Origin of the sequence: Alteromonas stellipolaris (genome assembly GCF_001562115.1) — a bacterium.
GTDB classification, from domain to species: Bacteria; Pseudomonadota; Gammaproteobacteria; order Enterobacterales; family Alteromonadaceae; genus Alteromonas; species Alteromonas stellipolaris.
This window is the reverse complement of the sequence record NZ_CP013926.1, coordinates 3,230,773-3,256,758: the sequence shown is the minus strand read 5'-3', so window position 1 is coordinate 3,256,758 and position 25,986 is coordinate 3,230,773. Positions and strand designations below refer to the sequence as shown.

The window sequence follows — 25,986 nt, the reverse complement described above, 5'->3', positions numbered from 1 at the left end:
CCTACGAATAATCACGTGTTATTATTTGTGTCATTAGCCTGTGATATTAAGCGGTGCGAAGGCGTATCGGCAACTTGTTAGCGGCTTGCCGCGAAGGCCTTCGTATTATCGGTTTGGGTATAAATTGCGGGGCTCACACCTTCATATTTTTTGAACAAGGTAGAGAAGGTTTTGTGTTCATAGAAACCCAGCTTATCGGCAATAGTGGAAGGTCTTTCACCCACTAAGAGTAATTTCCTCGCCTCTGCAATACGCATTGTATCTATACAAGCTTTAGGCGATTTCCCGTAGTGCTTCTGGCATAAGCGCCTAAGGGTCGACACATCCATATTTAGGGCGTTGGCCATATCACTTACCCGTATATCACACATGTCGTGACTTAGCGCTCTTCTATTCATTTCACAGCTAAGCTGTTGTTCAAATTTCACCATGAACCGTATTTTTCGTTCTGCCTCACTTGCCCTCATTGCCGTTAACCTACTTGAAATTGGCTATGGCGGTATTGTGTTTTTATTCCACTTATCGCGGTAGAAAGAAAATGCGCAGGTTTTTTCCAAAAAAAATTTTAATTTTTTCGTTTCTACCATTCTTTTTATGTTTTTGGTTCTGCGGCGCTTTGCTATAGCAATTTTCACCTGTGTGACGGACAAGTTGCGCGATTTAAGGAAGGAAAGGAGCGGGCGATTAGGTTTATGCTTTTTTAGTTTAATGTTTAACCAATAAAAAGTATAAGGAAGTGTTTCATGTTCATCAGAGCAAATTATAAGAAAAGCATTATCGCTGCGTCACTGGTACTAGCCTTGTCAGGTTGTAACGACGATGACAAAGAAAATGTTATTGTTAACGAAGAAGAGTCGGTTAATGAAGAGGTGGTTAATGTTGCCCCCGTCGCTCAAGCCGGCGAGGATGCAACCGTTGACGAAAATACGCAGGTTACACTTTCCGGTAGTGGTGTAGATGATGACGGTACTATTGCATCTTATAATTGGGTGCAAACCGAAGGCGTAGCGGTGACGTTAACAAATGCCGACCAAGCTTCTGCTGAATTTACCGCCCCAGATGTGAAACCTTCCGAAACACTTACGTTCGAACTGACTGTAACTGATGATGCTGGGGCGACTGCCACAGATAGTGTGTCTGTCACAGTTACTCACATCAACGCATCGCCGACAATCTCAATATCAGCACAAGAAGTAGAAGAGAAAGAGGCTCACTCTATTGATGCGGTAGCTGAAGACGACGGTGAAATTGCCAGCTATTTGTGGATGCAAACGGGCGGTATAGAGGTTGAGCTAAGCGGGGCGACTACCGCAACGCTTTCCTTTATTGCACCTTCAGTAGACAGTGATGAAACCTTATCCTTTGTGCTTACCGTAGAAGATGATGAAGGTGAGACGACGACTGAAACGGTTAACGTTAATGTGCTTCATAAAACAGTTGATTTAACACTAACAGGCCTAGTGACCGATTCCCCGATTATTGATGCAAACTTAGTCATTCATGTAGGCGATGAGCAACAAGTAGTGACGGCTGGTAGCGATGGAAGTTATTCTGCTACATTGAGTGTGGATGATGATGCGACTGATAAAATGGTGTCTATTGTAGCTAGTGGTGTAGGATCGCAAACGCAAGCTAAACTTATGTCGATGCTGGGGTCGGTTGAAGCACTCAATGAAGCCTCTAACGGTGACGGCGAGGTAACGAAAGATGATTTTTTCGGCGTGAATGTGACCAACGTTACCACTGCAAACGCCGGTTTAATGCAGCGAGAAAACCTGGGCGCGCCCATCGTCGATGACGCAACGCTAACGGCACTGAATCTTCGGGTTTCACAACAAGAGAAATTTGCGTTGGCCACCGCGATTAAAGTGGCAATAGATAAAGCGGGCGATGATGCCAGCTTGGCCCTTCCTGAAGGTATTGCTGATACGCTAGCACTAGCCCAAAATCCAGAAGCTTCCACAGCCTATATTGAAACTATTGAAGATACCGAGGCTTATGAGTCAGCCTACGAAGAAATTATTGCAGACCCAGAGCTAGTAGATAGTGATTTAGATTCGTCGATTACCACCTACTTTCTGCTTGATTACTACAATCCGCTAATTAGCTACCCAGGCAAAAAACTTACGTTAACCAGTGATACGACGGCTACTTATAGCAACTATTTAGGCACGTTTGAAGCTGAGCGCTTTAGTGATGACAATGAAATAACATTGGAATTTGAATACGGAGAGTATCATTTCTATCAAGTTGAAACTGTAAACGTTGATGGGGATTTACTAAGAGTTGACGTTGAATATGCTTACCATGAAATCACATTTTTACCGCTAAGTGAGCAAGATGGTGTAGTGACGTTTGAAGTGACGTCACTTTACTCAAAGTATTACCCCAATGGTGAATTGGAAGATATTCACAATATTATAGATGGACCAGCGCAAGTTACTGGAATTGCGTTAAATAACGCCAAAGAAATTGTTATTGATAGTGCCGATAACAAGGCGTTATCGCTCCCCATCACTGATTCGTTATTCGATACTGATAACAGCAATTTATTTACTTTTTCTTGGGCTTCAGACACATTCGAATTTAATCAGGATGGAACAGGTAGTACCCGTGTTGTAGATAATGATTTTACATGGGTGAAGCAACCCTACGCGTTGAACCCAGACATTAACGAGCTAGTTATTACGTTTGACAATGGGACAACACAGTCCTACGTGCAACTTACAGACTCCAGCGACAATAATCTTTATGCGGTTAGTGGAATCTCGTCAGATGGGCAAAGTGACTCATTCAAAGTAGATGCTGGAGGTACCATAACCGATGAAGATAAGTTCGACGTGGCATCAGTACCAGGTATCTATAGTTACGCTTTTGATGGAGATAGCCTTAATGAATTTTGGTGGGAGCTTTGGCCGAATGGAAAGGCCTATACCATTGAGGTGGGTGATGATAACGGTGACGGCAAAATTACAACGGAAGAAATTTTGGTGATGTATGGAAGTTGGTCAGTGGAAGCGAATGGGGAACTAAAAATAAACCGCTACCGCTTTACTGACTATAGTTGGCCAGGTTGTTTTGACGAATCAGCGGATTGTTATTTATATAACAGTCGCACATGGTCGATATTTGCCCAAGTTGGCGATGCCTATCATATTACAAATCTGCACGAATTTGATTTTAGCCAACAAGATGGCCGCGGTGGATTCGATGGTATAGTTGATTACTTTACTCAAGATAACCGCCGAGTGTCAAAACAGGCGAATCGTCCTGTAACCGCAACACTGCCTGAACACCCGCATTTACCAGCGCTACCGCCTCAAGCGTTTGTAAATTTAGTGGCACCCTCAGATTATATGGGTACAACCATATATGGGGTTGAGCAAAACGGGTTGTACACAGTCGACGACGCATCTATAACATTGAGCCTAGAGGCCGACGAAACTTATACTCGAACCTTCGAAGGATTGCCCCAGGGCAGTGAAAGTGGAAGTTACTTGGTTGCAGCAGACAACACTATTCTTCTACAGGCAGGTGATGTTACGGCGCCGAATGCGCTTCAAGCATTTCTACTGTCTTCTGATGACGTGTTAATAGGTGCTCATCTAGGCGCGCCAGTCCCGTTTTTTGAAACACAGCAACAGGCTGATGATTATGAAACGGTGTTAAGAGAAGGAACTTCAGTTGCTTCGTTTGATTCGTTAAAAGATAAGAGTCTAGTTTTGGTAGACGCATCACAAAACGGTGAATGGTCTGCCACTTATTTACAGTTTGATGGTACCAATGTGGTTATCTACACCGACAGCACTTACTCAGAAGTAGATGACAGTTTTGGCTACTCATTAAACGATGATGGAAGCATAGATGTGGGTGGTAGAGTGTATCTTTCTTTGAGTACGACTGGGTTTTCGGTTTTCGTTTCTGATGAAGGTGAGGGGGATTATATTGACTTCAACTACCTTTTTGAAGATACGACAATAGCCGCACAGTTCGTTGAAAACGCAAATAACTTGCGCGCGACGGCAGAACAGTTAGGTGACAATTGATTGCTTAATTAACGCAGATAATTAAAGGGGCCTAACGGCCCTTTTTTGTTATAAAAGGTTAAAACTGCTCGATAACTAAGCCGAAGATCAGTATTTTACTTTCTCCTCTATTAGTAAGCTTTCCTTGCTAGACAACACTAGCGAATTAATTGAATACTTAAAAAGGAAAGCAAGGAAATGAAACAACTCACTGAATTAGAATTAAATCAAGTGGCTGGCGGCTATGAATGGGAGCAAATCGGCGTTGGTATTGCTATGGTAGGGCTTGGGATTGCAATAGTTTCTACCGCTGGATTAGCAACGGTTCCTATCGCCTTGGCTGGTGCTGCAACGATTGGTGAAATCGGATTAGGTGCAGCAGGCATAGGGCTAGCTGGTATGGGTGGGCTTGCCATTGGTGGAGGTGCTAGTAGCAGTTCAAGCAGTTCAAGCAGCTCTAGCAGTACTAAAATGCAAGAATCTGAAACCGAAGACGAATAGAGCCAACTATGTATAAAGTCATTGTAAGTGGAAGTAATATTGATACGGTGTCTGCACTAAAAGTGCTGCGTACTCTGGTTGATTTGCCGCTGTCGAAGGTGATTCAAATGGCTAAAGCCATTAGCTCACTTGAGCGCTTTACCTTGGTAAGTGGTGTTGATGAAGCTTATGCTCAGCAATTAGCGCTTGAACTTATAAATGTTAAAGTGGATGCCAAAGTCGAGCCTTGCGATACTGACGAGCGGGTAGTAAGAGTTCCGCTGGCACAGCATCGAAAGAAATGGCGTTTATTTGGTTTGCTTAAATGACTCTCTAACGGTCAGCAGCAAAACTGACCGTATTCTGCTAATAAAAGCCACGTCGCGAATGCGACTCGGTGCTAGTTATTAGAATTAGAGGGGACCAAAGCCAGAGCTACCGCTTCTGCTACACGTATGCCATCAATACCAGCGGACCAAATGCCTCCGGCATAACCTGCACCTTCACCGGCAGGGTACAAGCCTTCAATATTTACGCTTTCGTATTGTTTGTCACGTTTAATGCATACAGGAGAGGATGTACGGGTTTCAACGCCTGTGAGCATACCATCAGCCTTAGCAAAGCCTTTGATTTGACGGTTAAATGCGGGAATGGCTTCGCGGATAGATTCGATAACAAAATCGGGAACTACCTTACTTAAATCAGTCAGTGTAATACCTGGGGTATAAGAGGGCTTCACTTCACCCACTTCTTCACTTGGCTTACCTGCTAAAAAATCGCCAATAAGCTGGGCGGGTGCGTGGTAGTTTTCGCCGCCAACTTTATAAGCCAGTTCTTCTAATCTGCGCTGAAGATCTATGCCTGCCAACGGGTGTTCTGGGTAGTCTTTTTCAGGGGTTATACCTACCACAATAGCGCTGTTGGCGTTTCGTTCATGGCGAGAGTATTGGCTCATGCCATTGGTGACTACGCGGCCAGGCTCCGATGCCGCTGCCACGACAGTTCCACCTGGGCACATACAAAAGCTGTATACGGTGCGGCCATTTCTACAGTGATGTACGAGCTTGTAGTCGGCTGCGCCCAAAATAGGGTTTCCAGCGTTATCGCCAAATCGACAACTGTCGATCATGCTTTGCTCGTGTTCAATTCTAAAACCTATTGAAAAAGGTTTAGCTTCTATGTACACACCTTGGTCATAAAGCGATTGGAAGGTATCTCGTGCGCTGTGGCCTATTGCCATAATTACCTTGGTGCAGGGGAGATAGCTACCGTCAGATAAGAAAAGCCCTTTAATTTTATGGCTTTTTTCATCGGCACTAGGGCTATTTATATCGGCTTCAAGGCTATTTATCTCCGCTTCAGGGCTGTCTAAATCCAAGCGTTCTACCCGCGTGCTAAAGCGAATTTCACCGCCAAGAGAAATGATCTGCTCCCGCATTTTCTCTACCATGCTCACCAGTTTAAACGTCCCAATATGCGGCTTACTCACGTACATAATTTCTTCAGGGGCGCCAGCAGCAACAAATTCGTTTAGTACCTTGCGGCCATAATGCTTGCGATCTTTAACTTGGCTGTATAGCTTACCGTCAGAAAAGGTGCCTGCACCGCCTTCACCAAATTGTACATTTGACTCTGGGTTTAATGGTTGTTTACGCCAAAAACCAAAGGTGTCTTTGGTACGTTCACGAACGGCTTTGCCTCGCTCAAGTACAATGGGTTTGAAACCCATTTGTGCCAAAATCAGTGCGGCGAATAGACCGCAAGGCCCAAGACCAACCACCACTGGACGGTCGGTAATATCACTTGGTGCAGTGGCAACAAACTTATAACGCATGTCAGGGGTTAATCGCACGCTGGTATCTTTGGCGAATTTTTCGAGCATCGCAGCTTCGTTTTCTACCGATACATCAAGGGTGTAAATAAGTTGGATGTCTCTATTATTACGAGCATCGTAACCTCGTTTAAATACCGTGGTTTCAAGTAGCATCGATTTTGTGATTTGAAGCTTGTGCAAAATTGCGTTTTCTATCGCAACTTCATCGTGATCTAGCGGTAATTTAATATCGGTTAAACGCAACATGATAATAGGTACTCTTGGCTTTGCCGGACGGCCTCTCCGTCAGGGCGCGCGTATGGTAAATCAGCATCAAGACTAATACTAGCTGCAATCGGGGTTAAGCAGTGGGTTAATTAGCTTATTTACCCTAGAATAATAGAGGAAAAAGAAATTTGAGTTTTACACTGGCTAATTTAAACTTGGCCCCCTGGAATAATAACCTAAGCATGTGGGTGGAAATGACCTTTGTAGTGACAGACAATTGCATAAACTGTAAATACACAGACTGTGTGGCCGTTTGCCCAGTGGATGCATTTTTCGAAGGCCCCAATTTTTTAGCTATAGATCCCGCAATCTGTATTGATTGCGCGCTATGTGTGCCTGAATGTCCTGCAGACGCTATCGTTCAAGACACACACCTCACTGATGCGCAAAAACCGTATTTGGCCATCAACGAAGAACTTGCCGCGAAATGGCCTAACATCATCGAGCTTAAAGCGCCGCCTGAAGACGCCGATGTATGGAATGGTGTGCCAGATAAACTCGCCTTGCTTGAACACGAATAGCGTGCACGGTTAATAAACAAAAATGCACCTGTGTGCTTCGCCTCCTAAAACGGAAAAATAAAATGATGAAACTTGATGATGTTAAAAAGCTGCATCAGAAAAAATACCGTGGCCAATTCGGCTTTTATTTAGTGGAAGGCGAGCATTTGGTACTGGAGCTTCTTAAGGCGGTAAATGCTCATACTAGTGAAAAGCCAAGTGCAGAATCTATCACGCTTTACATCACCGATGACTTTGAACAGAAGGCGAGGGCCCTTAATTCGGGTTTTACGGTTGTAAACGTTAACCAAAAGCAAATGTCGCAGCTAAGTGATACTAAAACGCCGCAAGGTATCATTGCCTGTGTGCCACTGCCTAGCTGTAGAGCTAGCTCAAAAGCTAGTGCGGCCGATACTCTAGAGCAAGTGTCGAATGAAGTTTCGAAGAAAGAGCTTAAACATACAGGTAAGCAGCGTTACGTGTATCTGCACGAAGTTCAAGACCCAGGAAATTTGGGCACTATAATAAGAACATTAGCCTGGTTCGATAATTTTACCTTGTTACTGAGCCCTAGCAGTGTAGACCCTTTTAATTCTAAAGTGGTGCGTTCGAGTATGGGGGCAATATTTCACGTGCCCATTGAATTAGACGTGAGCCTAGATACATTGCAAACTCGCTTCAACCGTTTCGCCTATTTAGATATGGCAGGTGAAGCCGTTACCACATCGTCGTTTTCAGATTTCGATTGCTACTTATTTGGTAATGAGGCCCGCGGCGTTCCTAAAGCGGCGCTTTCTCAGTTTAATGCCAAGGCATACACCATAGCTGGCAGTGGTAAGATAGATTCGCTTAACTTAGCCAGCGCCGTGAATATGTGTGTTTATGAGTTGTCCCGTTAGTCTTTTACTAAGGCTATTCCATCATATATTCACCCTAGTGCGACAATATGCAGTTAATACATTATTAAAAAATTAATGCGGCTTAGCGTTATTCGCTTGTTCCTCATTAGCTTGATAACAGCCTAGACATTAGCAAAGTGCTAATAGCTTGGTATCACACCCGAAAAGGATAATAACAGTGGCCTTACAATGGTTTCCTGGGCACATGCACAAAGCCCTTAAAGAGATTAAGGAATCGCTTAGTCAGGTAGATGTACTGATTGAAGTGCTAGATGCACGCATCCCGTTTTCAAGCGAAAACCCAGAGATTGCAAAATTACGAGGCGATAAGCCGTGCATAAAAATTCTCAATAAATACGATTTGGCCGACCCCGAAATAACGGCGCAGTGGCAAGCATACTTGGAATCTGAACGGGGGGTTAAAACCCTTACTACTTCTAGCGATAATCCTGCTAGTAGTAAACAAGTTATGGGGCTGATTAAAACCATTTGTGCACATAAAGACGTGCAGCATAAAGTGATTAAAGCCATGATCACGGGAATACCTAACGTAGGGAAATCTACGCTTATCAACATTTTGGCCGACCGTATTATTGCTAAAACCGGTAACGAGCCAGCGGTTACTAAAAGCCAGCAACGTATTAATTTAGGTGATGGCATTGTGCTTTTCGATACCCCAGGTGTGTTATGGCCAAAGCTGGAAAACCCCAATTCTATATATCGTTTAGCGTCTTCAGGGGCGGTTAAGAACACCGCAATGGAATATGATGATGTAGGGTTTTACGCTGCCGATTACCTAATTAAAGCGTATCCTGAAGTGCTAAAAACAAATTACAAATTAGAAGACATTCCCGACACTGAAATCGAGTTTTTAGAAGCCGCGGCGAAAAAGCGGGGCGCGATAATGACTGGCGGTCGTGTTAATCTTCATAAAATATGTGAAGTGTTATTGAATGAACTGCAATCAGGTAAATTAGGCCGAATAACCCTAGAAACACCAGAGATGATTGAAGTCGAAAAACGTGAAATAGCAGAAGCGGCAGCAAAGAAAGCGGCTGATAACGCTAAGCGCAAGCAAAGGTTCAAAGATGGCTCGCTCACGCCAGATAAAAAAGCTAGAAAAGAAAAACGAAATGAAAAGCGTGAAGCACAAAGTATAAGAATGAAGAAAAACGCCAAGAAGTAACGCGCAAAAGGATATAGAAATATTCGCATAAAAGACGTATTGTAAATTAATTGAGCAAGCAGAGCACTTGCTAACCAGTGACATATAATCAAGGAACGACTATTTATGAAGTTAGGCAGTATTGTTACCTCTTTATCATTCTCAAGTTTTTTAGCGTTTAATGTAAGTGCTGTTGAATTAGTCAACCTTAACGATTTTCCAGGCTGGTTCAAAGAGGCAATGGGAAGAGATACGAAAGTCACTAACACTTCACCTATAGAAATAGCCGATTTCCAAGTAAATAGCTCGGTGTTGGGGCAAGCTACTTTGCAAGATGCTTCTGACGGTACGTGGTACTACACCATCGATATAGGTACCGATTCACCAGTAGAATGTTACGCATTTAATGAATTTGATGGCCCAGCCAACTCGCTATATTCAATTGTAGAATATAGCTTGTCGGGTGTTGAAACATTGAATGAAAAAACGCTTTCTGGTCAATTTAACTATGCCATTGATGTAGGTGTAGTAGACGCAACGCCTTACCTTTCACTCGATACTTTATATACGTTGGGTGAGGGTGATGAAAAGGTATCAGGCCTTTTAAAAGGCCTGTCTGCTGAAACTGATAATAGTTTGCAAGTCTGCATTCATAATGAAATGGGTTATCAGGACGCGTTTGTTGCGGTTTTTAAGTCATTCGTACGCGCATTTACCGAGGCACAACCGTCTCCAGAATTCTATAAGTCTACCTATCAAGTATTAATAAATGACATCCCCATGGGGTTCACCCGTGAAAAATATATTGAAGATAACGAAGGCGATGTTGAAATTGAAGTAGGGACAGCATTTATGATCCCCGTAGATGAAACATCAATTGCTCGTTCAGACTCTGTCGCTTTTTCTTGGAGCAGTCCAGATGGTTCTTTAATTAACGCAAGCGAATACTCCATTGAAAATAGCACTATGGCATCAAGCTTTGAAATTAATTATGTTGAAGATGCTTGGCAGGTAAAAGGAGAGCTGCAGGGTAAACCGGTAGAAATTGAACTGGCCCATAAAGACTGGTTACTATCAAACTACGGCAGCTATTTGGAATCAGTTAATATACTCAACTCAGACAGTAACTCCGGCAGTTTCTACATGTGGACGGCTGACGCCGATCCTACCGCTGCAATTGAGGTTGTTATCACCGAGATGGCTGATAATCCAAATGGCAACATCAAGATTGACATGGGTCCAATGGTCATGACTATGTTGTCTGACAAAAAAGGCGTCATTAGTAAAGGTATTATGCAACAAGGTGGGCTCAAGATGGACATGGTGTTAATGCATTTTGAAGGGAACCCAACATTATAATGCGGTTTTCAAGCCGGTTATCTATTGGGTTGAGCCTACTATTTGGCTTTGCGTTTACTTATACAGCAAGTGCGCAGTCTGTGCCCTCTATTGCTGAAATAGGTATCGAGCTTGCTGAAGGTCAGGCTTTGCCGCTTTCAAAACAGATTAATTTTGAGTTGGTATCATCAAACTCAGCCAAGCTAGCGACTAATTTAGCAGATTGGCAGGGCGTTACTGCTGAGCACGTGGGCGATAATCGCTTATCGATTACCTTATCTTCAATGCCTCGTTTTGTTAAACCAGCCAACGACAAGCATAGCGCAGATAGTTTTGTTATGGATTTGAGTGAGCCCAGTACGAAAGCGTTCGTTGCTAGCTATCAACAAGCTTACGGGGATCTCCCCTTTGAGCTAGAACATCTTACAGCCTTTGTTGCTGGCTATATCGTTGACCCAAACTATATTCACGGTTTTAACATTGCTTCGGTGGTTGCTAGCCAACGTAGCGGTGATTGCACCGAATATGCGGTACTTACAGCGGCACTAGCCCGCTCTTTAGGTCTATCTGCAAGAGTCATTATTGGTACTGTCATTGTTGAGCAAACTGATCATGTCAATGCGTTTGGACACGCTTGGACTGAAGTTTGGCATAATGGACAATGGCACATTGTAGATTCAGCCTTATATCGCTCAAATGCAACACAGCAATTTTATTTGCCAGCCTCTGAACTAGACAATGAAGGGCCGGGTTATGGGATGGGGCTTGCAAGAGCCTTCGTACTAATGCCAGAGCAACTTCACTCTCTTCGTAGTAAGCCCTAACCGCATTAGCCCCTCCCTAAAATAATAACTCAGCCCTGTACGAATAAGTGCTAGGGCGTAGTTTTATCCTTTTGCCTAATTGCGATAATTTTAAATACGCATAGAATTGTGGCTCTTAAAATCACTAAGGATGGATTGTCGGCAGCGCCCTTAGCACCCTGCTCACAATAAAAATAATTATGAAGAAAATATACGCTCTTGTTTTAGTATCAGGACTTATCGTTGCCCCTCAAAGCCATGCCGAAGGATGGTTGGATTCCCTTAAAGGCTTGTTTGGTATGACCGAAGAAGTTGAAGCGGTGCCCAATATTTCTGACATGACCCGTTCAGTCAGTGACGCGGTAGGCATTACTGAATCTCAAGCGACAGGTGGCTTAGCATCTATCTTCAACTACGCAAAAGACAATATTTCAGCTAGCCAGTTCAGTCAGTTAAGTAACTCGTTGCCAGGGCTTGAATCTCTATTAGGCTCAGTACCTGATATTAGCAACGTAACTTCTGAAGGCGGTTTAAGCAGTATTCTTGATAAAGCCGCAAGTTATAGCGATAGTTTTAAGTCAGTGAATGAATTAAACAAGCAATTTGAGGCGCTAGGCCTAGAACCTGAGCAAATCATGCAAATTGTGAATAGTGCAAAAGCTTACCTTGATACCGAGCAAGGGCAAGAGATTAAAGCACTATTGGTTGAAGGTTTAGGCAAGTTCAGCGGTTAAGCTAATAGGCTAACATAAAATGCTGAGCCGAAGGCTCAGACTGTGACCGAATGACAAAGGCGAGCAATATGCTCGTCTTTTTGCTTTCTCAACACTGTCGATGCTAACGTAGAGGCTACTACAAAATACGAGAAGCCCTCGTTGACCGGACTACGCGTTAATCTAAATGTGCAGCCCTTTAGCCCTTTTGGGCGTCGAAGACAGGCAACCCTGTTAAAAAAGCAATACAAGGAAGGTGTCATGCTTAACGATATCCAGCTTTTTAATCACGAACAGCGCGACGCACTTAAAGAAAGTGCGAAAAGTAGCCCAAGACGAAGAGCGAACCACAACGTTCATAAAAGTTATGAAGATTTAGTCCAGCGCCTATTCATTGCAATGGAGCCAGACTCTTATGTTCGTCCGCATCGCCATACCCAACAGCATAAATGGGAGTTTTTTATGGCTGTGGAAGGGAGTATCGATTTACTATTTTTCGATGATAATTCTGTGTTAACTAAGCGCATAACCTTAAGCGCTGGTGGTGATTGTGTAGGGGTAGAGATCCCGCCTAACGTATGGCATGCCACGGTTTGTTTTGAGCCAGTGGTATTTATGGAAGTGAAACAAGGGCCCTACGAAGTCATGGACGACAAGGGTTTTGCAAGTTGGGCGCCTGAAGAAGGCGAGGTGGCGGTTGCGGCTTTTTTAGAAAAACTAAAAGGGGCGGAACTAGGTGCGCAGTTTTAACGTTTATTGTGCTTGCAACAGAAGCTTGTGATTAACGTTCCATCCAACATGCGTTAGCACTTTTCATATTTATCCAAACATGAAAAGTGATCGCCCATACCGCGATTAATAGGTGTATGAGCGATGACTTATCAGTTAATAAGGATTGGCAAATTTGAGTTTATCTTCCTCTGACGCTGATTCTTGGCACTCGCCTAGAAGGTGATAACGGCCTTCAGTTTCATGAGTATCAATTTCAATATAGCCATTACGACAATATTGCGTTTCAAATAACTTTTCACGCAATGTATCGTAAAAAGCTTCCATACGTTCGGCATCACGATCGTTACCGCCCCTAGTTTCTCCGCCACCGTTTTGGCCGCCACTTCTGCCGCCGCGACCACCACCTTCACCGCCTCGAGAGGGGCGCTGACCGTTGCCGTCTTCTCGGTTGCCTCGGCTCGGCATACCAATGCTAAAGGCAAATAATTTGGTGCCGTCGGGGTTAATTTTGGTTTCGAAAAACACTTCACCTTGATCTCGATGGTCTGGTTTTCCGGCACAGCCTGCTAACACGGCAGTAGCAACTAAAAAGGGAACTAGTAATTTCATAATTATAATTTTTGAGGTAGCTAAAGATAACCTTAAGAGTGATTTTAGACACTAAAGTTGCCAAGTAAAGTGTAAGTTTCTAGTAAAGGAGAGTGAAATTGTCATTCCTTCAAAGCTTAAATATAATCCATATATAATATGCGGATAGCCTTCTTTGATTACGGTTAACTCAATACTATCGTTCGTTTTAAGTAGAAAGATTCCAAAATGGAAAGTTGTTGTGATTGCACTTAATAATGGTATGGTAAAGGATAAGTGAGCAGCGCAAGTGCGCATTTTAACCACGAAAGAGAATTCATCATGCAAAACGTTACCTTTAATTACTTTTACAATTATACCCAATAATAGCGCCTGACGCTGAGTGTTCAGGGGCAAGTATTCGCTTCTGGGCATAGCATAAAAGTAAGAATGTTTTGCAAAAGCCCAGAAAGGTTAAACTATCTGGGTTTTTTTATGCCCAAAATATATCGGCGGCAAAACAATGAGAGAATTAACGTTAGGTGAAATTAGAAAGCAACACAGAGTAAAACAAGAAGTCGTGGCGATGGCGCTTTGCGTTACTGCTTCTGGCGTAAGTAAACTTGAGTCGAAACGCATTCAAGATGTACCTCTTCATAGAGCGTCGGCTTACCTAGCGGCAGTTGGGGGAAGCATCAAAATAGAAATGACATTACCTGACGGTAGCACCGTGAATGTAGGAGAAAATACGTTAGGTTAATTTTGCCTAAATGGAATGAGCGGTTAAACTGTGTAAAACAGATACTTAAGGAAGTAAAATGGCCGTTCATGAAATAACTCACCCATTAATTGCACACAAATTAGGGTTGATGCGTTACGCCAAAATTAGCAGTAAAGACTTTCGAGAGTTAGCATCAGAAGTAGGTAACTTACTGACATACGAGGCAACTCGAACGCTACCCACAGAGCGTGCGGTGATAAAAAGTTGGTCTGGTGATGATGTTGAAGTTAAACAAATTAAAGGTAAGAAGATTACCGTAGTCCCCATCCTTCGTGCTGGGTTGGGCATGCTAGAGGGCGTATTAGAGCTAATCCCTAATGCAAAAATTAGTGTGGTTGGTTTGTATCGCGACGAAGACACACTGCAGCCTGTTGCCTACTTTGACAAAGTAGTAAAAAACATTGACGAACGCACCGCGTTAATCGTTGACCCAATGCTTGCGACTGGCGGTACGTTAATTGCCACCATCGACCTACTGAAGCAAAAGGGTTGTAAGAAAATCATGGGGCTCTTTTTAGTAGCGGCGCCAGAAGGTATTAAAGCTGTGGTCGATGCCCATCCTGATGTAGAGATTTTCACTGCTGCTATTGACCACCGACTGGACGAAAAGGGCTACATATTGCCTGGATTAGGTGATGCAGGCGATAAAATATTTGGAACACGGTAGTCACAAGACCGATAGGGATTAAGGTAACTTAGCCCAATAGTATTCATTCCTCATTCGCTTAAAACCTTTCAGTCGTAGGTATTCGATAAGAGGTGTGATTTAATCGTTTAAGTGGTGATATAGTTAAGGTTATCTTTACTGTAAATAGCGGGTAGCCAACAAATAGGTAAGCTTAAAGCGTGTTTTACGCGTAAATAGTTACCGTTAGTGTTGTTGCTAAATACGCAGGGAATAGTACAAATAAAAATGACCAAAACTAAATTGACACTTAAAGATGTAGCGTTGCAGTTAGGTGTGTCTACCGCCACTATTTCAAATGCATTTAATAGGCCCGATCAACTATCTAAAGCACGTCGAGAGCATATCCTTGCCGAGTGCGATCGCATTGGTTACACCGGGCCTAACAAAGCCGCACAAATCTTAAGAAAAGGGCGTTCTAATATTGTGGCCCTAGTACTGGCTGATAGTATTCCTTATACCGTCAGCGACCCAGTGGCCAGCACCTTCATCAAAGGGGTTTCAAGTATATTGCAGCAGCAAGGTAAACACCTGCTTCTTTATGCGGGCGACTCAGAAAGTATCCTTGATGTGGTGGATTTCGTTGATGGGTTCATTTGTTATGGCGCACCACGCAATTATAAACTAGCGGAAGAGCTGGCCAGACAAAGTAAACCTGCTATTACGGTAGATTTTGATATTGAAGGGCTTCCTTCTGTTAATATCGATAATTATAACGCCGCGTATCAAATCGCTAAAAAAGCTATTTCCCCAGGTGATCAGGTTGCCATTTTAGGGCTGCGATTGATTGAATCTCCAAGTACCTGCCGCATTTATGACAGTCCGCTTATAGAAGTTCAAACCTCTATTTCTCATCGCCGACTAGACGGTTATATGAAAGCAATTGATGAAAGTGAAGCAACAATATCAAATGATTGGGTTTGGCACATTCCAGAAAGTGAGCGTAGCTTCGCAAAGCAAGCGGCTAAAGAGGTGTTAAACAGTAACCCTAGGCCTAATACCGTCTTATGTATGAGTGACATTATTGCCCTAGAACTGCTGCAATCAGCGCTTTCAATGGGTATCAAAGTACCTGAAGAACTAAAAATTACAGGCTTTGATGGTATCGAAGAAGCAGACAGAACGCGTCCTAATTTAACCACTGTTTGCCAATCAAGTGCACTTAAAGGCGAGATGGCTGCACAAGCGTTACTCAGCGAATCGCTGAAAAGTACCGTGCTGCCGTTTGACTTAAAAATGGGTGAAACCGTTAGCGCTTAGTTGTGAGTGCTAAGTTGAGTAACTAGCTGTCGTAAAACATAGATGTTATTTGCGCCACACGCTTTAAGTTATCGATATCATTTTGTGACCATTGGATTGCACAGTGTGTCTTCTCGCAGCATATAACGCCAATAGGATTGAAGTGGTGGTGGAAGGTAAAATCCATTAGTGAGTAAATGTCGTTTGGCTTGAAGTAATTTTCGTTGAAACACTTGGTGGCAGAGTGGTTGCGGGCATCTGAAGCTACTAAAACACTTTGGTTTAGTATGTTGTCGAAATAATTGGGACTATCTTCTTCAGACAGCGATAAACCATGAGTTGGCAAATTTTGACCATCCTGATTTAACGTAAGGCACCGAATTCTGGTTTTGTTTTCTTCGAATCGCCATAAGCTTATTCGGTTCGCGGCTGGAATGCTTAGTCTAAGGCACGACACTATGGCAGATAGTTTATCTTGCTCATCCAATCCGCATTTTGATAATGAAATGACGAGTGTTGTATAGCGGTCTATATCCAAAGCGACACTCTTTGAGGTGATTCAAACATATTAGTTTAAGTATATACTTACTTTCAAAGAGTGAAGTTTAAGAAACATTAAATTTTGTTTTTATCCCAGACCAACTCTTTGAAATGCTTTCTGCACATTGACTCGTAGCGATCGTTACCACCAATTTGTACTTGATCTCCATCGGTAACCGCATTGCCCTTTTCATCTAGCCTTACCACGAAGTTCGCTTTGCGCCCACAGTGGCAAACCGTTTTAAGTTCGAACAACTTATCAGCCCAAGCAAGAAGGTAGTGGCTTCCTTCGAAAGTGCCACCCAAAAAGTCAGTACGTAATCCGTAAGCCAAAACGGGGATATCTAATTCGTCTACCACTTCTATTAGCTGACGAACTTGAACTTGTGTTAGAAACTGTGCTTCATCAATGAAAATACAATCTAAGCGCTTTTCTTCATTGTCTTGTTTTATGGCTTCATAAAGATCGTCATCATTTCCATAAAGTTTTGCGTCGGCTTGTAGCCCAATCCTAGAGGTTACTTTTCCTACGCCATAGCGGTCATCAAAAGCAGCGGTATAAATCAGAGAGTGCATGCCTCTCTCGCGATAGTTATAAGCTGATTGTAAAAGAGAGGTCGATTTTCCTGCGTTCATTGCAGAGTAATAAAAATAAAGTTGAGCCATGAATGTTATTTGTTTTCGTTATACCAGGTTTTAAGGTCGCTCAATGGCATTGGTTTAGCGTAAAGAAAGCCTTGGATATAATCCACACCCAGGGTTTTGATGTGGTTCATTTGGTCTAAGGTTTCAATGCCCTCAGCAATGGTCTTACAACCAAACTCGTTTGCGATGAGCATGGTTGCGCGCATAATAGTATCACTACCTTCATTGGTATTCTGTACAAATGAGCGATCAATTTTTATAAAATCACAAGGCATTGACTGCAATCTGCTCAACGACGAGTACCCTGTACCAAAGTCATCGATTGATATCTTAACACCCCGCGCCTTAACGTTATGTATTTGGCTGGCAACCGCATTAACATTGTTGGCGAAAACGCTTTCTGTTATTTCCAAGTAAAGACGGGAAGGGGCAATATTGGTAGATGCTAGCACCTTATCTAGCGTATTAATGAAGGTTTCATCAAGCAACTGACTAATAGATACATTCACAGATAACGCAATGTCATCTTTGAATGGCCATTCTGTTGCATCTATACAGGCATGGTTTAACACCCAAGCGCCAATCTCAGGCATTAAACCTGTGCGTTCAGCAAGGGGAATAAAGCGCGCTGGTGAGATTACTTTGCCATCACAATTCCAACGAAGTAGCGCTTCAACTGATGTTAATTTTTGCGTATCGGCGCAAATAATAGGCTGGTAGTGCACAGAAAATGCGTTTTTATCGATGGCGTGCCTTAATTGTTCACAAAGGCGCTGTTCGCTCTTTATCTTTTCATGTAAGTCTTCACTAAAAACGCCGATAGTGCCCCTTTGTTTGCGTTTTTGATCGTACATGGTCAAGTCAGCTTGTTGAATAAGTGTCATGGTGTCGTTGCCATGCTCAGGGTATATGGCAATGCCGATAGTGGCATCTAATGTGATTTGGTTTTCTAAAGCTATGATGGGCTCAGTGACTCCGCTACGCATAGCATGGGCAACGGCTACTGCGGTATGAACGGTAGCGTAGGGGGTTACCGCAACAAACTCATCGCCTCCCCATCTGGCGAGATGATCTTTTTCACAATATTCGGCGAGTCGGTTAGCAATTTCTGCAAGTACAATATCGCCGACCTTATGCCCTAAGCTATCGTTTACCTGCTTAAAACCATCTAAATCGATAAACAAAACCGCAAGGTTATTATCAAGTGCTTTGGTGCTTTCAATGAGAGTGTTCAACTGTTTGAACAGACCGTTTCTGTTCAGTAAATTGGTCAACGGATCTCTATTGGATAATCTAAAAATATCGGCGGTACGTTTCTCTACTTCATCTTCTAGATTGGCATTAGCATCATCTAACTGCTCGTTGGATTTACGCAGCATAGCGTTAATTTTGGCAGTCTCTTTTCTATCGGCTTGCATTTGCTCTACAAGACGGTTGTTCTTATACCTAAGCGATACGGTGTCAAAAAAGAATCGGTGGTAACGCAAGGAACTAACGAGTATACCTATACAAAAAATAAGGCCTAATATTCCTAAAACAACAAAATTTCTGTCATCGTCAAACAAGGCTATAATTGATATGGGCACAAGCAGTGAAGTGGTGTAGACAAAAACGAAAACTTTACTCGGCGCTAACACTGAAGCTGCACCACCGGCCATCGCGCCTAAAACAACCATGGTTGTCGCTAACTCTACCGGGTTCATTGTTGCGTAGAGAAGAATTGAATAAAGTGCCCATACCGCAGAGGCTAAATACACGCCAATCGCGAACCTAAATTTTACAGGCCGCACATTATATTCAGTGCCTTTTAATCTAGTTAGCCAGTAAAGGCCATCCGCAAAACGAAGAAGAATAACAGTGCTCATTGCGATAAAAAGCCATATTTTTGAGCTCTGCTCCGCTTCGGTATCGAAACCGAACGTTAACCCCAAGAAAGCGCCGAAAGTCATGGCTAAACCAGTAAACATATTACTGTTGAGCATATCTATCATGTCGCGCTGCATTTGCGGCGTTATAGGAATAGGGGAGGTTGAACCTCTTTGTTCATCAAAACTTTTCACTATAAATCTACGTTCCAACTCAATAAGCTTTTAAGCTAAACTTGGTGTGAAGTTTTTATTGGTTTAGTAAACAATAGCAGTGATATTGCTTTTACTGCTTTAAATTTACACACTTACCTTGGTTAAATTACACGCAAATCATCAAAATTGCTATGCGACGTAAGAAGTAACGTTTTAATAGCAACGGCCATTTAGTGCCAATCGCGTTAATTACGGGTCGTAATTGCATTAACTTCTTTTAAAACGGCACTCAGAGCCTCTGATAAGTCCTCTTGCAGGTGAAGATATTTATTGTTAACCACATGAACGATATCGTGCTCTACAATGACAAGGTGTTGAGCACCTAAATTTTTAAAAGTAGCTTCATCGGAAAAGTCGGTCGGCAATAATGCGTAGTCGTATCGACCTGAAACGAGTAGATTCACAACTTGGTCGAAGCGGTCGTATTCGCGGATATCTGCAGTAATGACAAGACCGCAATGGTCTGTATTCACGTTAAACCGGGTAGTAGCGGCAATGGCGATTTTTGGGTTTGAAAGTATATTGGCTACACAAGGGCTATCGCGCATGCATAATAAGATTGTCGCGCCTTTTGCGATAACGGGGTGCACGACGAAAAAGTTGCTAAAATCGTTTGCGGCTAATTCGTAGCGGATAGTATCGGCATCTGTCACACCTTCATCCAGCAAGCGAAGGCCTCTCTCCCCACCTACTTCAATAAATTCGACGGATATACCAAGTTTGCTATAAGTTCTGGCAATAATATCGTTGTAATGACTCACCACTCTAGGGTGCCCTATATAGCCTATAAGCATAGGCGAATCGTCGGCCCCATTGGCTAAACAATCAGCTGAGCAAATAAAAGAAAAAAACAAAGCAGTACTAAGAAGTTTTAGTATTTGCATAAATTTTTTATGGATAAGAATGAATATATAAAGCGTAGATGTTAAAAGGGGAATTTTCACACTTTGGTGCAAGCCGCGTAGGTTTGCATATACAAAGAGGGTAGGCTGCGCTTTTATGCGCTACAGCAAAGTCATTTTCACATACAAAAAAGCTCCGGCCATAGGCCAGAGCTTTCAATTAGTAGCGAGCTAAATAAGTAGTACTAAGCCGCGTTTTTTCCGCCATCAATTGCGCGCAACGTCTCAGTTGCTGGCAATAGTTCCATGTCGAAAGTGTACTCATCAACACGAACCGCCAATTGGCGTTTTTCGTTGTAATCATGCAACTGTGCTGCTTCTTCGGGATTAATAACACCTTTTTCTTGAAGCTTGTTCAGTGCGTGTTCAAACGAGATAAACGGCACCACTGGCTCTTTGCGAAGTGCTTTTTGCACTTTACCTAACAGGTGTGCAACCGCATGTTTCGCTTTGAACGCTTGCTCGTTAATGTCGTTACCATCACCTGGGCTAACGCGAACTAAGTGAGTCAGCTGGGCTTTCACACTGTTGTCTTGCATAGATGCCATAGACAATTCACGTACTAGGTCATCGCTGATACCTGCAACACTGTTTGAGTAAGTGTTGGTCAGTAAGCGCATTAGGCCACGAGTCGGTGTGTTCGGGAAATTGTTGATGAAGTTAACAATGGCCTGATCAGCTTGTTGTAATGACCATTGCATAGCGTATTCGAAATACGGTAGTGCAAGTTTACGATCTTCAATGCGCTGCTCGTAAAAACGAATGGCTGCCATTGCACCGTAAAGGTAGCTCATCACATCACCCAGACGGGCTGAAAGTAACTCTGCCTTCTTAAGGTCACCACCAAGTACTGCTAGTGATAAGTCAGCAAGTGGCGCTAATTTAGCTGAAATGCTGTTTACACGCTTTTCATACTTACGTACTTCAGGCAGTGCAGACTCTGAACCGCGTAGGAAAGGTAAGTAACCTTTACCAAGGCTGCGAAATGCATTCTTAACACTAAAACCAACGGTTTTACGTAACACTTTGTTGAATTCTTTATCAGCAGAACTTTCGTTGCTGTGAATAAGGTCAACCATGTCTTTCAAGTAAGGGTGACAACGCATTGCACCTTGACCGAAAATCATTAGGTTACGAGTAAGAATGTTTGCACCTTCAACCGTAATGGCAATAGGAAGTGCTGCATATCCACCTGCAAGGGTATTTTGCGGGCCGCGCTGAATCGCTTTACCTGCTTGAATATCCATAGCTGAGTTCATCACATCACGACCAAGTTCGGTCATATGGTATTTAGCAATAGCAGTAACAACCGATGGTTTAACACCTAAGCCTAAGCCTTCAGTGGTAAGTACACGCATGGCTTCAAGTAAGAAAGTCTTACCTGCGATATCTGCCATCTTCTCTTGAATACCTTCGAAGCGACCAATCGGCACACCGAATTGCTCACGTACAAATGAATACTCAACCGTACCTTTGAATGCAGATTGTGCTGTTGCAACGCCCATCGCTGGAAGTGAAATACCACGACCTGCACCAAGACACGCTACTAGCATCTGCCAACCGCGACCAATATTTTTCTGACCACCTATGATAAATTCCATAGGAATAAATACATCTTGGCCACGAGTGGTACCGTTATAGAAACGCACGCCCATAGGGTCGTGACGATTACCAAGCTCTACACCAGGGTGAGATTTAGGCAGTAGGGCACAGGTAATACCTAGCTCTAGTTTGTCGCCAAGTAATTGCTCTGGATCGAATACTTTAAATGCCAAGCCAAGTACAGTAGCAATTGGCGCTAGCGTAATGTAACGCTTGTCCCAACTGATACGAAGACCAAGTACTTCTTCGCCGTTATACTCACCTTTGGTGACGATAGCAGCATCTGGAATAGCACCGGCATCTGAACCCGCTTCTGGGCTAGTAAGGGCGAAACATGGAATATCACGGCCATCTGAAAGGCGTGGTAACCAGTAATCTTGTTGGGCAGTAGTACCATAATGCATCAGCAACTCACCTGGGCCTAACGAGTTAGGTACCATAACGGTTACTGCGATTGCACCAGATTTTGCTGCGATAGTGGCAACAATCGTTGAGTTAGCGTACGGGCTAAACTCAAGGCCGCCAAATTTCTTAGGGATGATCATGGAGAAGAAACGGTTCTTACCTAAGAAGTCTAAAACGTCTTGAGGAATATGATCGCCGTTGTTTAACTCGAAGTCATCAATCATACCCAGTAATTCTGATACTGGGCCGTCCATAAATGCTTGCTCTTCAGTGCTCAATTTTGCTTGAGGGATATCACGAAGTGCCTGCATATCAGGTTTACCCTGATAAATAGAAGATTCAATCCAAACGTCACCTGCGTCTAACGCTTCCTGCTCTGTTACAGAAATTGGTGGTAACACTTTTTTTAAGCTAGTTCTAATACTCATATTTGACTCATCCGCTCATCTGACCAGTTGTATTGTGTTAATACTACATCAGTTTCAGAAAAGATCAAAAAAATTGCTCATAAATAGTGTTGTATATGTAAAATTTAATAAAATGAAGCGATTACGATAGCGCGGTAAATGGATCATGTGAGCTTATGTAACAAATGTGAGGCAGCATCCAAAAATATTCTGGTAACTGAGTTATGTTTATTAACCATTTACAGGTAAACTTTCGATAACAGAGCGAGTTACAGGAAGTTGTAATGCAAGAAACATCATCGAACACATCAAGGTGGTTTGCGTCACCAAAGTTAACTATCTGTGTGGTTATTGTTGCGATGTTAGTTGCGATAGTCGGTGCTAAAAATTTATACTTTCGGGGCGACTACAAAGTATTTTTTGAGCCTGACAATCCGCAACGACTTGCCTTTGAAGAAATGCAGAACATATTTAATAAAAGCGAAAATGTCGCTTTTATGGTTGTGCCAGATGACGATAATGTGTTTAAACCGTCTACCTTATCTTTAGTTGTTGAGCTTACAGAAGCTGCATGGCAACTCCCTCTTTCTACCCGCGTGGAATCCATCTCTAACTTCCAATACACCTACGCCGAAGATGACGATCTTATTGTAGAAGACTTAATTACTTCGGGTTCGCTCTCGAATTCTGAAATAACGGATATTAAAAATGTACTTGATAGTACCCCTGAACTAACCGGAAGGTTAGTGTCGTACCCAGGGGATGTTTTGGTAGTGAATACGACCATTCAACTCCCTGACGGCGACCAAACAAAAGAAGTGATTGAAATCGCAACAGCTGCCACTGCGTTAAAGCAGCAGTTAGAGAGAAAATATCCCGGCCACACTATCTACCTTACCGGTATGGTTGTAATGAACGATGCCTTTGCGGTGGCTGCACAGCAAGACGCAAGTACGCTTATTCCCCTCATGTTTTTCCTTATCATTGTCATGATAGGCGTGATTGTTCGTTCCGTGTTTGCAGCGCTTGCCACATTATTAGTGGTTATTGTCTCTATCGCCACGTCCATCGGTGTATCTGGCTGGCTCGGTATGTTTTTAAGTACGGCTACGGTAAACGCCCCCACCATGATAACCACGCTGGCAGTGGCTGACTGTATCCACATTATTGTGGGTGTGCAGTACTTTCTTGGGCGCGGCCTCACTAACGCTAATGCGATCAATGAAAGCTTAAGAATTAATACTAAGCCTATTATTATCACCAGTGTTACCACGGCGATTGGCTTTTTAATGCTGAACTTTTCTGCCGTTCCTGTCTTGTCCGATTTAGGTAACATGACTGCATTTGGCGTAATGCTCGCTTGTGTATTATCGCTTTGGTTCCTGCCTGCTTTATTGCTATTGAAGCCACTAAAAGTGAAGACAACAAAAAATAACAAGGTCTTCGAGCGATTGGGAAATAAAGTCACATCGAATTACCGAGCTCTGTTACCCATTTGTGCGGTAGTGATTGTAGGCATCAGTTTTTTTGCTACCAATAACGAGCTAAATGATGTTGCAGTGAAATACTTCGACGATAGAAGTACGTTTGGGCAAGCGGTGGAAATAAATGAAGAGAAGCTTGGTGGTATGTCTAACATCGACTTCGTCATTTATTCTGATACCCCTTATGGTGCTACAGAACCTGACTTTTTAGCGCGAGTAGAATTACTCACTAAATGGTTGCGCGATAAAGAAGAAGTTCATCATGTGCTGTCATTTGCCGATACATTAAAACGGTTAAATAAAAATATGCATGGTGATGACGACACTTATTATCGATTACCAGAAGATGGGGAACTGGCCTCGCAGTATGTTTTGCTGTACGAAATGTCGCTGCCATTTGGTCTAGACTTAAGCAATCAGTTAGATATTGATAAATCGGCAATGAGAATTATCGCCGTTATTGATAACTTAGGCAGTAAAGATTTAACCGCATTAGAGTCTGATGCCAAAGCGTATTTTAAAAGCCTTGGCAGCGACAACCGTCTGGAAGCCGCAAGTCCGCCATTAATGTTTGCGCATATTGGCGATCGAAATATGGAAAGTATGGTAAAGGGCTCTATTTATGCCTTAGTCCTTATTTCTGTTTTGATATTGTTCGCGTTACGTTCGTGGCGACTAGGGTTGGTAAGCTTGTTTACTAATTTGCTACCCGCCGCTATCGGGTTTGGCGTTTGGGGGTTAATCTCTGGCCAAATTAATATGGCACTGTCGGTGGTTATCAGTATGACCATGGGCATTATTGTTGACGATACAGTGCACTTCTTGTCGAAGTATCAGTCGGCGAGGCTGACACGTAAGTCGGTTAAAGAAAGTGTGCTGTATGCATTTAACACGGTTGGGATGGCATTAACCACAACTACAATTGTGCTGACAGTCGGCTTTGGTGTGCTAGCGTCTTCAAGCTTTATGCTGAATGCGCATATGGGCATATTAACTATTATTATTATCATCGCGGCTTTGGCTGTTGACCTTATCTTCCTGCCTGCATTATTGATGTGGTTGGATAAAGATGAAACCCCGTTACCGGAGAAGAATAGTGAGATACATTAGCCTTGTTTTACTGGCGTCGTTCATATCTATCACCACATTCAATGGCGTTGCCGCCGAGAGTGAGCCTAGCGCAAAGGGACTGGAAATAGCCCAAGAGCGAAAAGCGAGAGATCGTGGATGGAATAATTCAGAGGCCAAAATTTTAATGGTACTACGCAATGCGCAAGGCCAAGAAGCAACACGCAAACTCAACGTGAAATCGATGGAGTTGACCGATGATGGTGATAAAGCACTAACGGTTTTTCAATCGCCTCGGGATGTAAAAGGGACTGCATTTTTGAGCTTCTCCCATGTTTTCGATGCTGATGAACAGTGGATATTTCTTCCTGCTTTAAAACGGGTAAAGCGTATCGCGTCCAAAAACAAGAGTGGACCTTTTGTCGGCAGTGAGTTTGCTTTTGAAGATATGACATCGTTCGAAGTAGAGAAGTTTTCTTATACCTATGTGGGTGACGAGACGATTGATGGTGAAGCGTGCTTTGTATTAGAGCAAGTTCCTCAATACGATTATTCGGGTTATACGCTGCAAAAAGTATGGATTGATAAGTCTCACTACCGTGTACATAAAGTTGAGTTTTACGATAAGAAAGGGGCGCTACTTAAGGTGCTTGAGCTAAAAGATTACGAGCTTTATAAAGAGAAATACTGGCGTCCTATCCGTAGCGAGATGACGAACTTACAAACGCGTAAGTCTACGTCGCTGATTACAGAAAGCTTAGTTTTTGATACCGACTTGTCAGAATCAGACTTTGACAAAAACAGTTTAAAAAGAGCGCGGTAGT

23 protein-coding genes are annotated in these 25,986 nt (G+C 43.0%); 15 read left to right on the top strand and 8 right to left on the bottom strand.

The genetic code is table 11. The features are described from left to right. Positions 1-77: 77 nt before the first annotated feature. Entirely contained in the window at positions 78-431 is a 354-nt protein-coding gene (locus AVL57_RS13950) for a helix-turn-helix transcriptional regulator (protein WP_158443227.1), read from the bottom strand. Positions 432-743: 312 nt separating this feature from the next. On the opposite strand from AVL57_RS13950, the gene AVL57_RS13945 reads away from it, so the two are divergent. The 3 genes from AVL57_RS13945 to AVL57_RS13935 all read left to right on the top strand — a co-directional run bounded on the left by AVL57_RS13945 (position 744) and on the right by AVL57_RS13935 (position 4,834). Then, on the top strand, positions 744-4,046 hold the full coding sequence (locus AVL57_RS13945; RefSeq protein ID WP_057790407.1) for a PKD domain-containing protein: 3,303 nt from the start codon (positions 744-746) through the stop codon (positions 4,044-4,046). Between the two features lie 177 nt (positions 4,047-4,223). Beyond that, positions 4,224-4,526, top strand: coding sequence for a hypothetical protein (locus AVL57_RS13940; protein WP_057790409.1), 303 nt, complete (start codon positions 4,224-4,226; stop codon positions 4,524-4,526). An 8-nt stretch (positions 4,527-4,534) separates the two neighbouring features. Further along, positions 4,535-4,834, top strand: a complete 300-nt coding sequence (locus tag AVL57_RS13935; protein ID WP_057790410.1) for a hypothetical protein — start codon at positions 4,535-4,537, stop codon at positions 4,832-4,834. A gap of 71 nt (positions 4,835-4,905) precedes the next feature. Here AVL57_RS13935 and AVL57_RS13930 read toward each other — a convergent pair whose 3' ends face one another. Further along, on the bottom strand, positions 4,906-6,585 hold the full coding sequence (locus tag AVL57_RS13930) for an NAD(P)/FAD-dependent oxidoreductase (protein ID WP_057790412.1): 1,680 nt from the start codon (positions 6,583-6,585) through the stop codon (positions 4,906-4,908). 215 nt (positions 6,586-6,800) lie between these two features. Between AVL57_RS13930 and fdxA the strand changes: the two genes are divergently transcribed. The 7 genes from fdxA (at position 6,801) to AVL57_RS13895 (ending at position 12,774) form a co-directional block, all read left to right on the top strand. Then, entirely contained in the window at positions 6,801-7,127 is a 327-nt protein-coding gene (gene fdxA, locus AVL57_RS13925) for a ferredoxin FdxA (protein ID WP_013783175.1), read from the top strand. Between the two features lie 65 nt (positions 7,128-7,192). Then, a complete protein-coding gene (locus AVL57_RS13920; protein WP_057796007.1) occupies positions 7,193-8,005 on the top strand; it encodes a TrmH family RNA methyltransferase in 813 nt (270 codons plus the stop codon). 178 nt (positions 8,006-8,183) lie between these two features. Beyond that, a complete protein-coding gene (gene ylqF / locus AVL57_RS13915; RefSeq protein ID WP_057790414.1) occupies positions 8,184-9,191 on the top strand; it encodes a ribosome biogenesis GTPase YlqF in 1,008 nt (335 codons plus the stop codon). Positions 9,192-9,296: 105 nt separating this feature from the next. Next, entirely contained in the window at positions 9,297-10,529 is a 1,233-nt protein-coding gene (locus AVL57_RS13910; RefSeq protein WP_057790417.1) for a hypothetical protein, read from the top strand. After that, positions 10,529-11,332 (top strand): transglutaminase-like domain-containing protein, encoded by an 804-nt coding sequence (locus AVL57_RS13905; protein WP_057790419.1) that lies wholly within the window; start codon positions 10,529-10,531, stop codon positions 11,330-11,332. Before AVL57_RS13910 ends, AVL57_RS13905 begins: the two co-directional genes overlap by 1 nt. 179 nt (positions 11,333-11,511) lie before the next feature. Then, positions 11,512-12,045, top strand: coding sequence for a DUF2780 domain-containing protein (locus tag AVL57_RS13900; RefSeq protein WP_057790421.1), 534 nt, complete (start codon positions 11,512-11,514; stop codon positions 12,043-12,045). 240 nt (positions 12,046-12,285) lie between these two features. Next, positions 12,286-12,774, top strand: coding sequence for a WbuC family cupin fold metalloprotein (locus AVL57_RS13895; RefSeq protein ID WP_057790423.1), 489 nt, complete (start codon positions 12,286-12,288; stop codon positions 12,772-12,774). 135 nt (positions 12,775-12,909) lie between these two features. Here the strand turns inward: AVL57_RS13895 and AVL57_RS13890 are convergent, their stop codons facing one another. Continuing rightward, the gene (locus tag AVL57_RS13890) at positions 12,910-13,365 is read right to left on the bottom strand and encodes a hypothetical protein (protein WP_231751125.1); all 456 of its coding nucleotides are present in this window, start codon (positions 13,363-13,365) and stop codon (positions 12,910-12,912) included. 481 nt (positions 13,366-13,846) lie between these two features. Here AVL57_RS13890 and relB point away from each other — a divergent pair, with 481 nt between their 5' ends. From relB to AVL57_RS13870, 3 genes are all read left to right on the top strand, one after another. After that, positions 13,847-14,083, top strand: coding sequence for a type II toxin-antitoxin system RelB family anti-toxin (gene relB / locus AVL57_RS13880; protein ID WP_057790426.1), 237 nt, complete (start codon positions 13,847-13,849; stop codon positions 14,081-14,083). Positions 14,084-14,141: 58 nt separating this feature from the next. Next, positions 14,142-14,771: a uracil phosphoribosyltransferase gene (upp, locus tag AVL57_RS13875; protein ID WP_057790428.1), complete on the top strand. Its 630-nt coding sequence runs from the start codon at positions 14,142-14,144 to the stop codon at positions 14,769-14,771. Positions 14,772-15,017: 246 nt separating this feature from the next. Further along, positions 15,018-16,049 (top strand): LacI family DNA-binding transcriptional regulator, encoded by a 1,032-nt coding sequence (locus AVL57_RS13870; RefSeq protein WP_057790430.1) that lies wholly within the window; start codon positions 15,018-15,020, stop codon positions 16,047-16,049. Between the two features lie 22 nt (positions 16,050-16,071). Here AVL57_RS13870 and AVL57_RS13865 read toward each other — a convergent pair whose 3' ends face one another. From AVL57_RS13865 to AVL57_RS13845, 5 genes are all read right to left on the bottom strand, one after another. Then, complete coding sequence (locus AVL57_RS13865) at positions 16,072-16,566, bottom strand: hypothetical protein (RefSeq protein ID WP_057790432.1); 495 nt, start codon at positions 16,564-16,566, stop codon at positions 16,072-16,074. Positions 16,567-16,643: 77 nt separating this feature from the next. Beyond that, positions 16,644-17,234: a thymidine kinase gene (locus tag AVL57_RS13860; protein WP_057790434.1), complete on the bottom strand. Its 591-nt coding sequence runs from the start codon at positions 17,232-17,234 to the stop codon at positions 16,644-16,646. A 5-nt stretch (positions 17,235-17,239) separates the two neighbouring features. Further along, positions 17,240-19,273 carry a putative bifunctional diguanylate cyclase/phosphodiesterase gene (locus AVL57_RS13855; RefSeq protein WP_231882108.1) on the bottom strand — a complete coding sequence of 678 codons (2,034 nt, stop codon included), beginning with the start codon at positions 19,271-19,273 and terminating at the stop codon, positions 17,240-17,242. A gap of 206 nt (positions 19,274-19,479) precedes the next feature. Further along, positions 19,480-20,178, bottom strand: a complete 699-nt coding sequence (locus AVL57_RS13850; protein ID WP_061997814.1) for a type 2 periplasmic-binding domain-containing protein — start codon at positions 20,176-20,178, stop codon at positions 19,480-19,482. Between the two features lie 203 nt (positions 20,179-20,381). Continuing rightward, positions 20,382-22,631: an acyl-CoA dehydrogenase gene (locus tag AVL57_RS13845; protein WP_057790438.1), complete on the bottom strand. Its 2,250-nt coding sequence runs from the start codon at positions 22,629-22,631 to the stop codon at positions 20,382-20,384. A gap of 263 nt (positions 22,632-22,894) precedes the next feature. Between AVL57_RS13845 and AVL57_RS13840 the strand changes: the two genes are divergently transcribed. After that, entirely contained in the window at positions 22,895-25,204 is a 2,310-nt protein-coding gene (locus AVL57_RS13840) for an efflux RND transporter permease subunit (RefSeq protein ID WP_057790441.1), read from the top strand. Next, positions 25,191-25,985 (top strand): outer membrane lipoprotein-sorting protein, encoded by a 795-nt coding sequence (locus AVL57_RS13835; protein ID WP_057790443.1) that lies wholly within the window; start codon positions 25,191-25,193, stop codon positions 25,983-25,985. The genes AVL57_RS13840 and AVL57_RS13835 overlap by 14 nt, the downstream gene beginning before the upstream one ends. The last annotated feature ends 1 nt before the right edge of the window (position 25,986 follow it).

Excerpts from the sequence above, each read along its gene's own strand:
- AVL57_RS13910 (WP_057790417.1), top strand. The coding sequence starts at position 9,297 with ATGAAGTTAGGCAGTATTGTTACCTCTTTATCATTCTCAAGTTTTTTA.
- AVL57_RS13850 (WP_061997814.1), bottom strand. The coding sequence starts at position 20,178 with ATGCAAATACTAAAACTTCTTAGTACTGCTTTGTTTTTTTCTTTTATT.
- AVL57_RS13860 (WP_057790434.1), bottom strand. The coding sequence starts at position 17,234 with ATGGCTCAACTTTATTTTTATTACTCTGCAATGAACGCAGGAAAATCG.
- AVL57_RS13950 (WP_158443227.1), bottom strand. The coding sequence starts at position 431 with ATGGTGAAATTTGAACAACAGCTTAGCTGTGAAATGAATAGAAGAGCG.
- AVL57_RS13895 (WP_057790423.1), top strand. The coding sequence starts at position 12,286 with ATGCTTAACGATATCCAGCTTTTTAATCACGAACAGCGCGACGCACTT.
- AVL57_RS13930 (WP_057790412.1), bottom strand. The coding sequence starts at position 6,585 with ATGTTGCGTTTAACCGATATTAAATTACCGCTAGATCACGATGAAGTT.
- AVL57_RS13845 (WP_057790438.1), bottom strand. The coding sequence starts at position 22,631 with ATGAGTATTAGAACTAGCTTAAAAAAAGTGTTACCACCAATTTCTGTA.
- AVL57_RS13920 (WP_057796007.1), top strand. The coding sequence starts at position 7,193 with ATGAAACTTGATGATGTTAAAAAGCTGCATCAGAAAAAATACCGTGGC.
- fdxA (WP_013783175.1), top strand. The coding sequence starts at position 6,801 with ATGACCTTTGTAGTGACAGACAATTGCATAAACTGTAAATACACAGAC.
- AVL57_RS13905 (WP_057790419.1), top strand. The coding sequence starts at position 10,529 with ATGCGGTTTTCAAGCCGGTTATCTATTGGGTTGAGCCTACTATTTGGC.
- AVL57_RS13945 (WP_057790407.1), top strand. The coding sequence starts at position 744 with ATGTTCATCAGAGCAAATTATAAGAAAAGCATTATCGCTGCGTCACTG.
- upp (WP_057790428.1), top strand. The coding sequence starts at position 14,142 with ATGGCCGTTCATGAAATAACTCACCCATTAATTGCACACAAATTAGGG.
- AVL57_RS13940 (WP_057790409.1), top strand. The coding sequence starts at position 4,224 with ATGAAACAACTCACTGAATTAGAATTAAATCAAGTGGCTGGCGGCTAT.
- AVL57_RS13870 (WP_057790430.1), top strand. The coding sequence starts at position 15,018 with ATGACCAAAACTAAATTGACACTTAAAGATGTAGCGTTGCAGTTAGGT.
- AVL57_RS13935 (WP_057790410.1), top strand. The coding sequence starts at position 4,535 with ATGTATAAAGTCATTGTAAGTGGAAGTAATATTGATACGGTGTCTGCA.
- AVL57_RS13840 (WP_057790441.1), top strand. The coding sequence starts at position 22,895 with ATGCAAGAAACATCATCGAACACATCAAGGTGGTTTGCGTCACCAAAG.
- AVL57_RS13890 (WP_231751125.1), bottom strand. The coding sequence starts at position 13,365 with ATGAAATTACTAGTTCCCTTTTTAGTTGCTACTGCCGTGTTAGCAGGC.
- AVL57_RS13900 (WP_057790421.1), top strand. The coding sequence starts at position 11,512 with ATGAAGAAAATATACGCTCTTGTTTTAGTATCAGGACTTATCGTTGCC.
- relB (WP_057790426.1), top strand. The coding sequence starts at position 13,847 with ATGAGAGAATTAACGTTAGGTGAAATTAGAAAGCAACACAGAGTAAAA.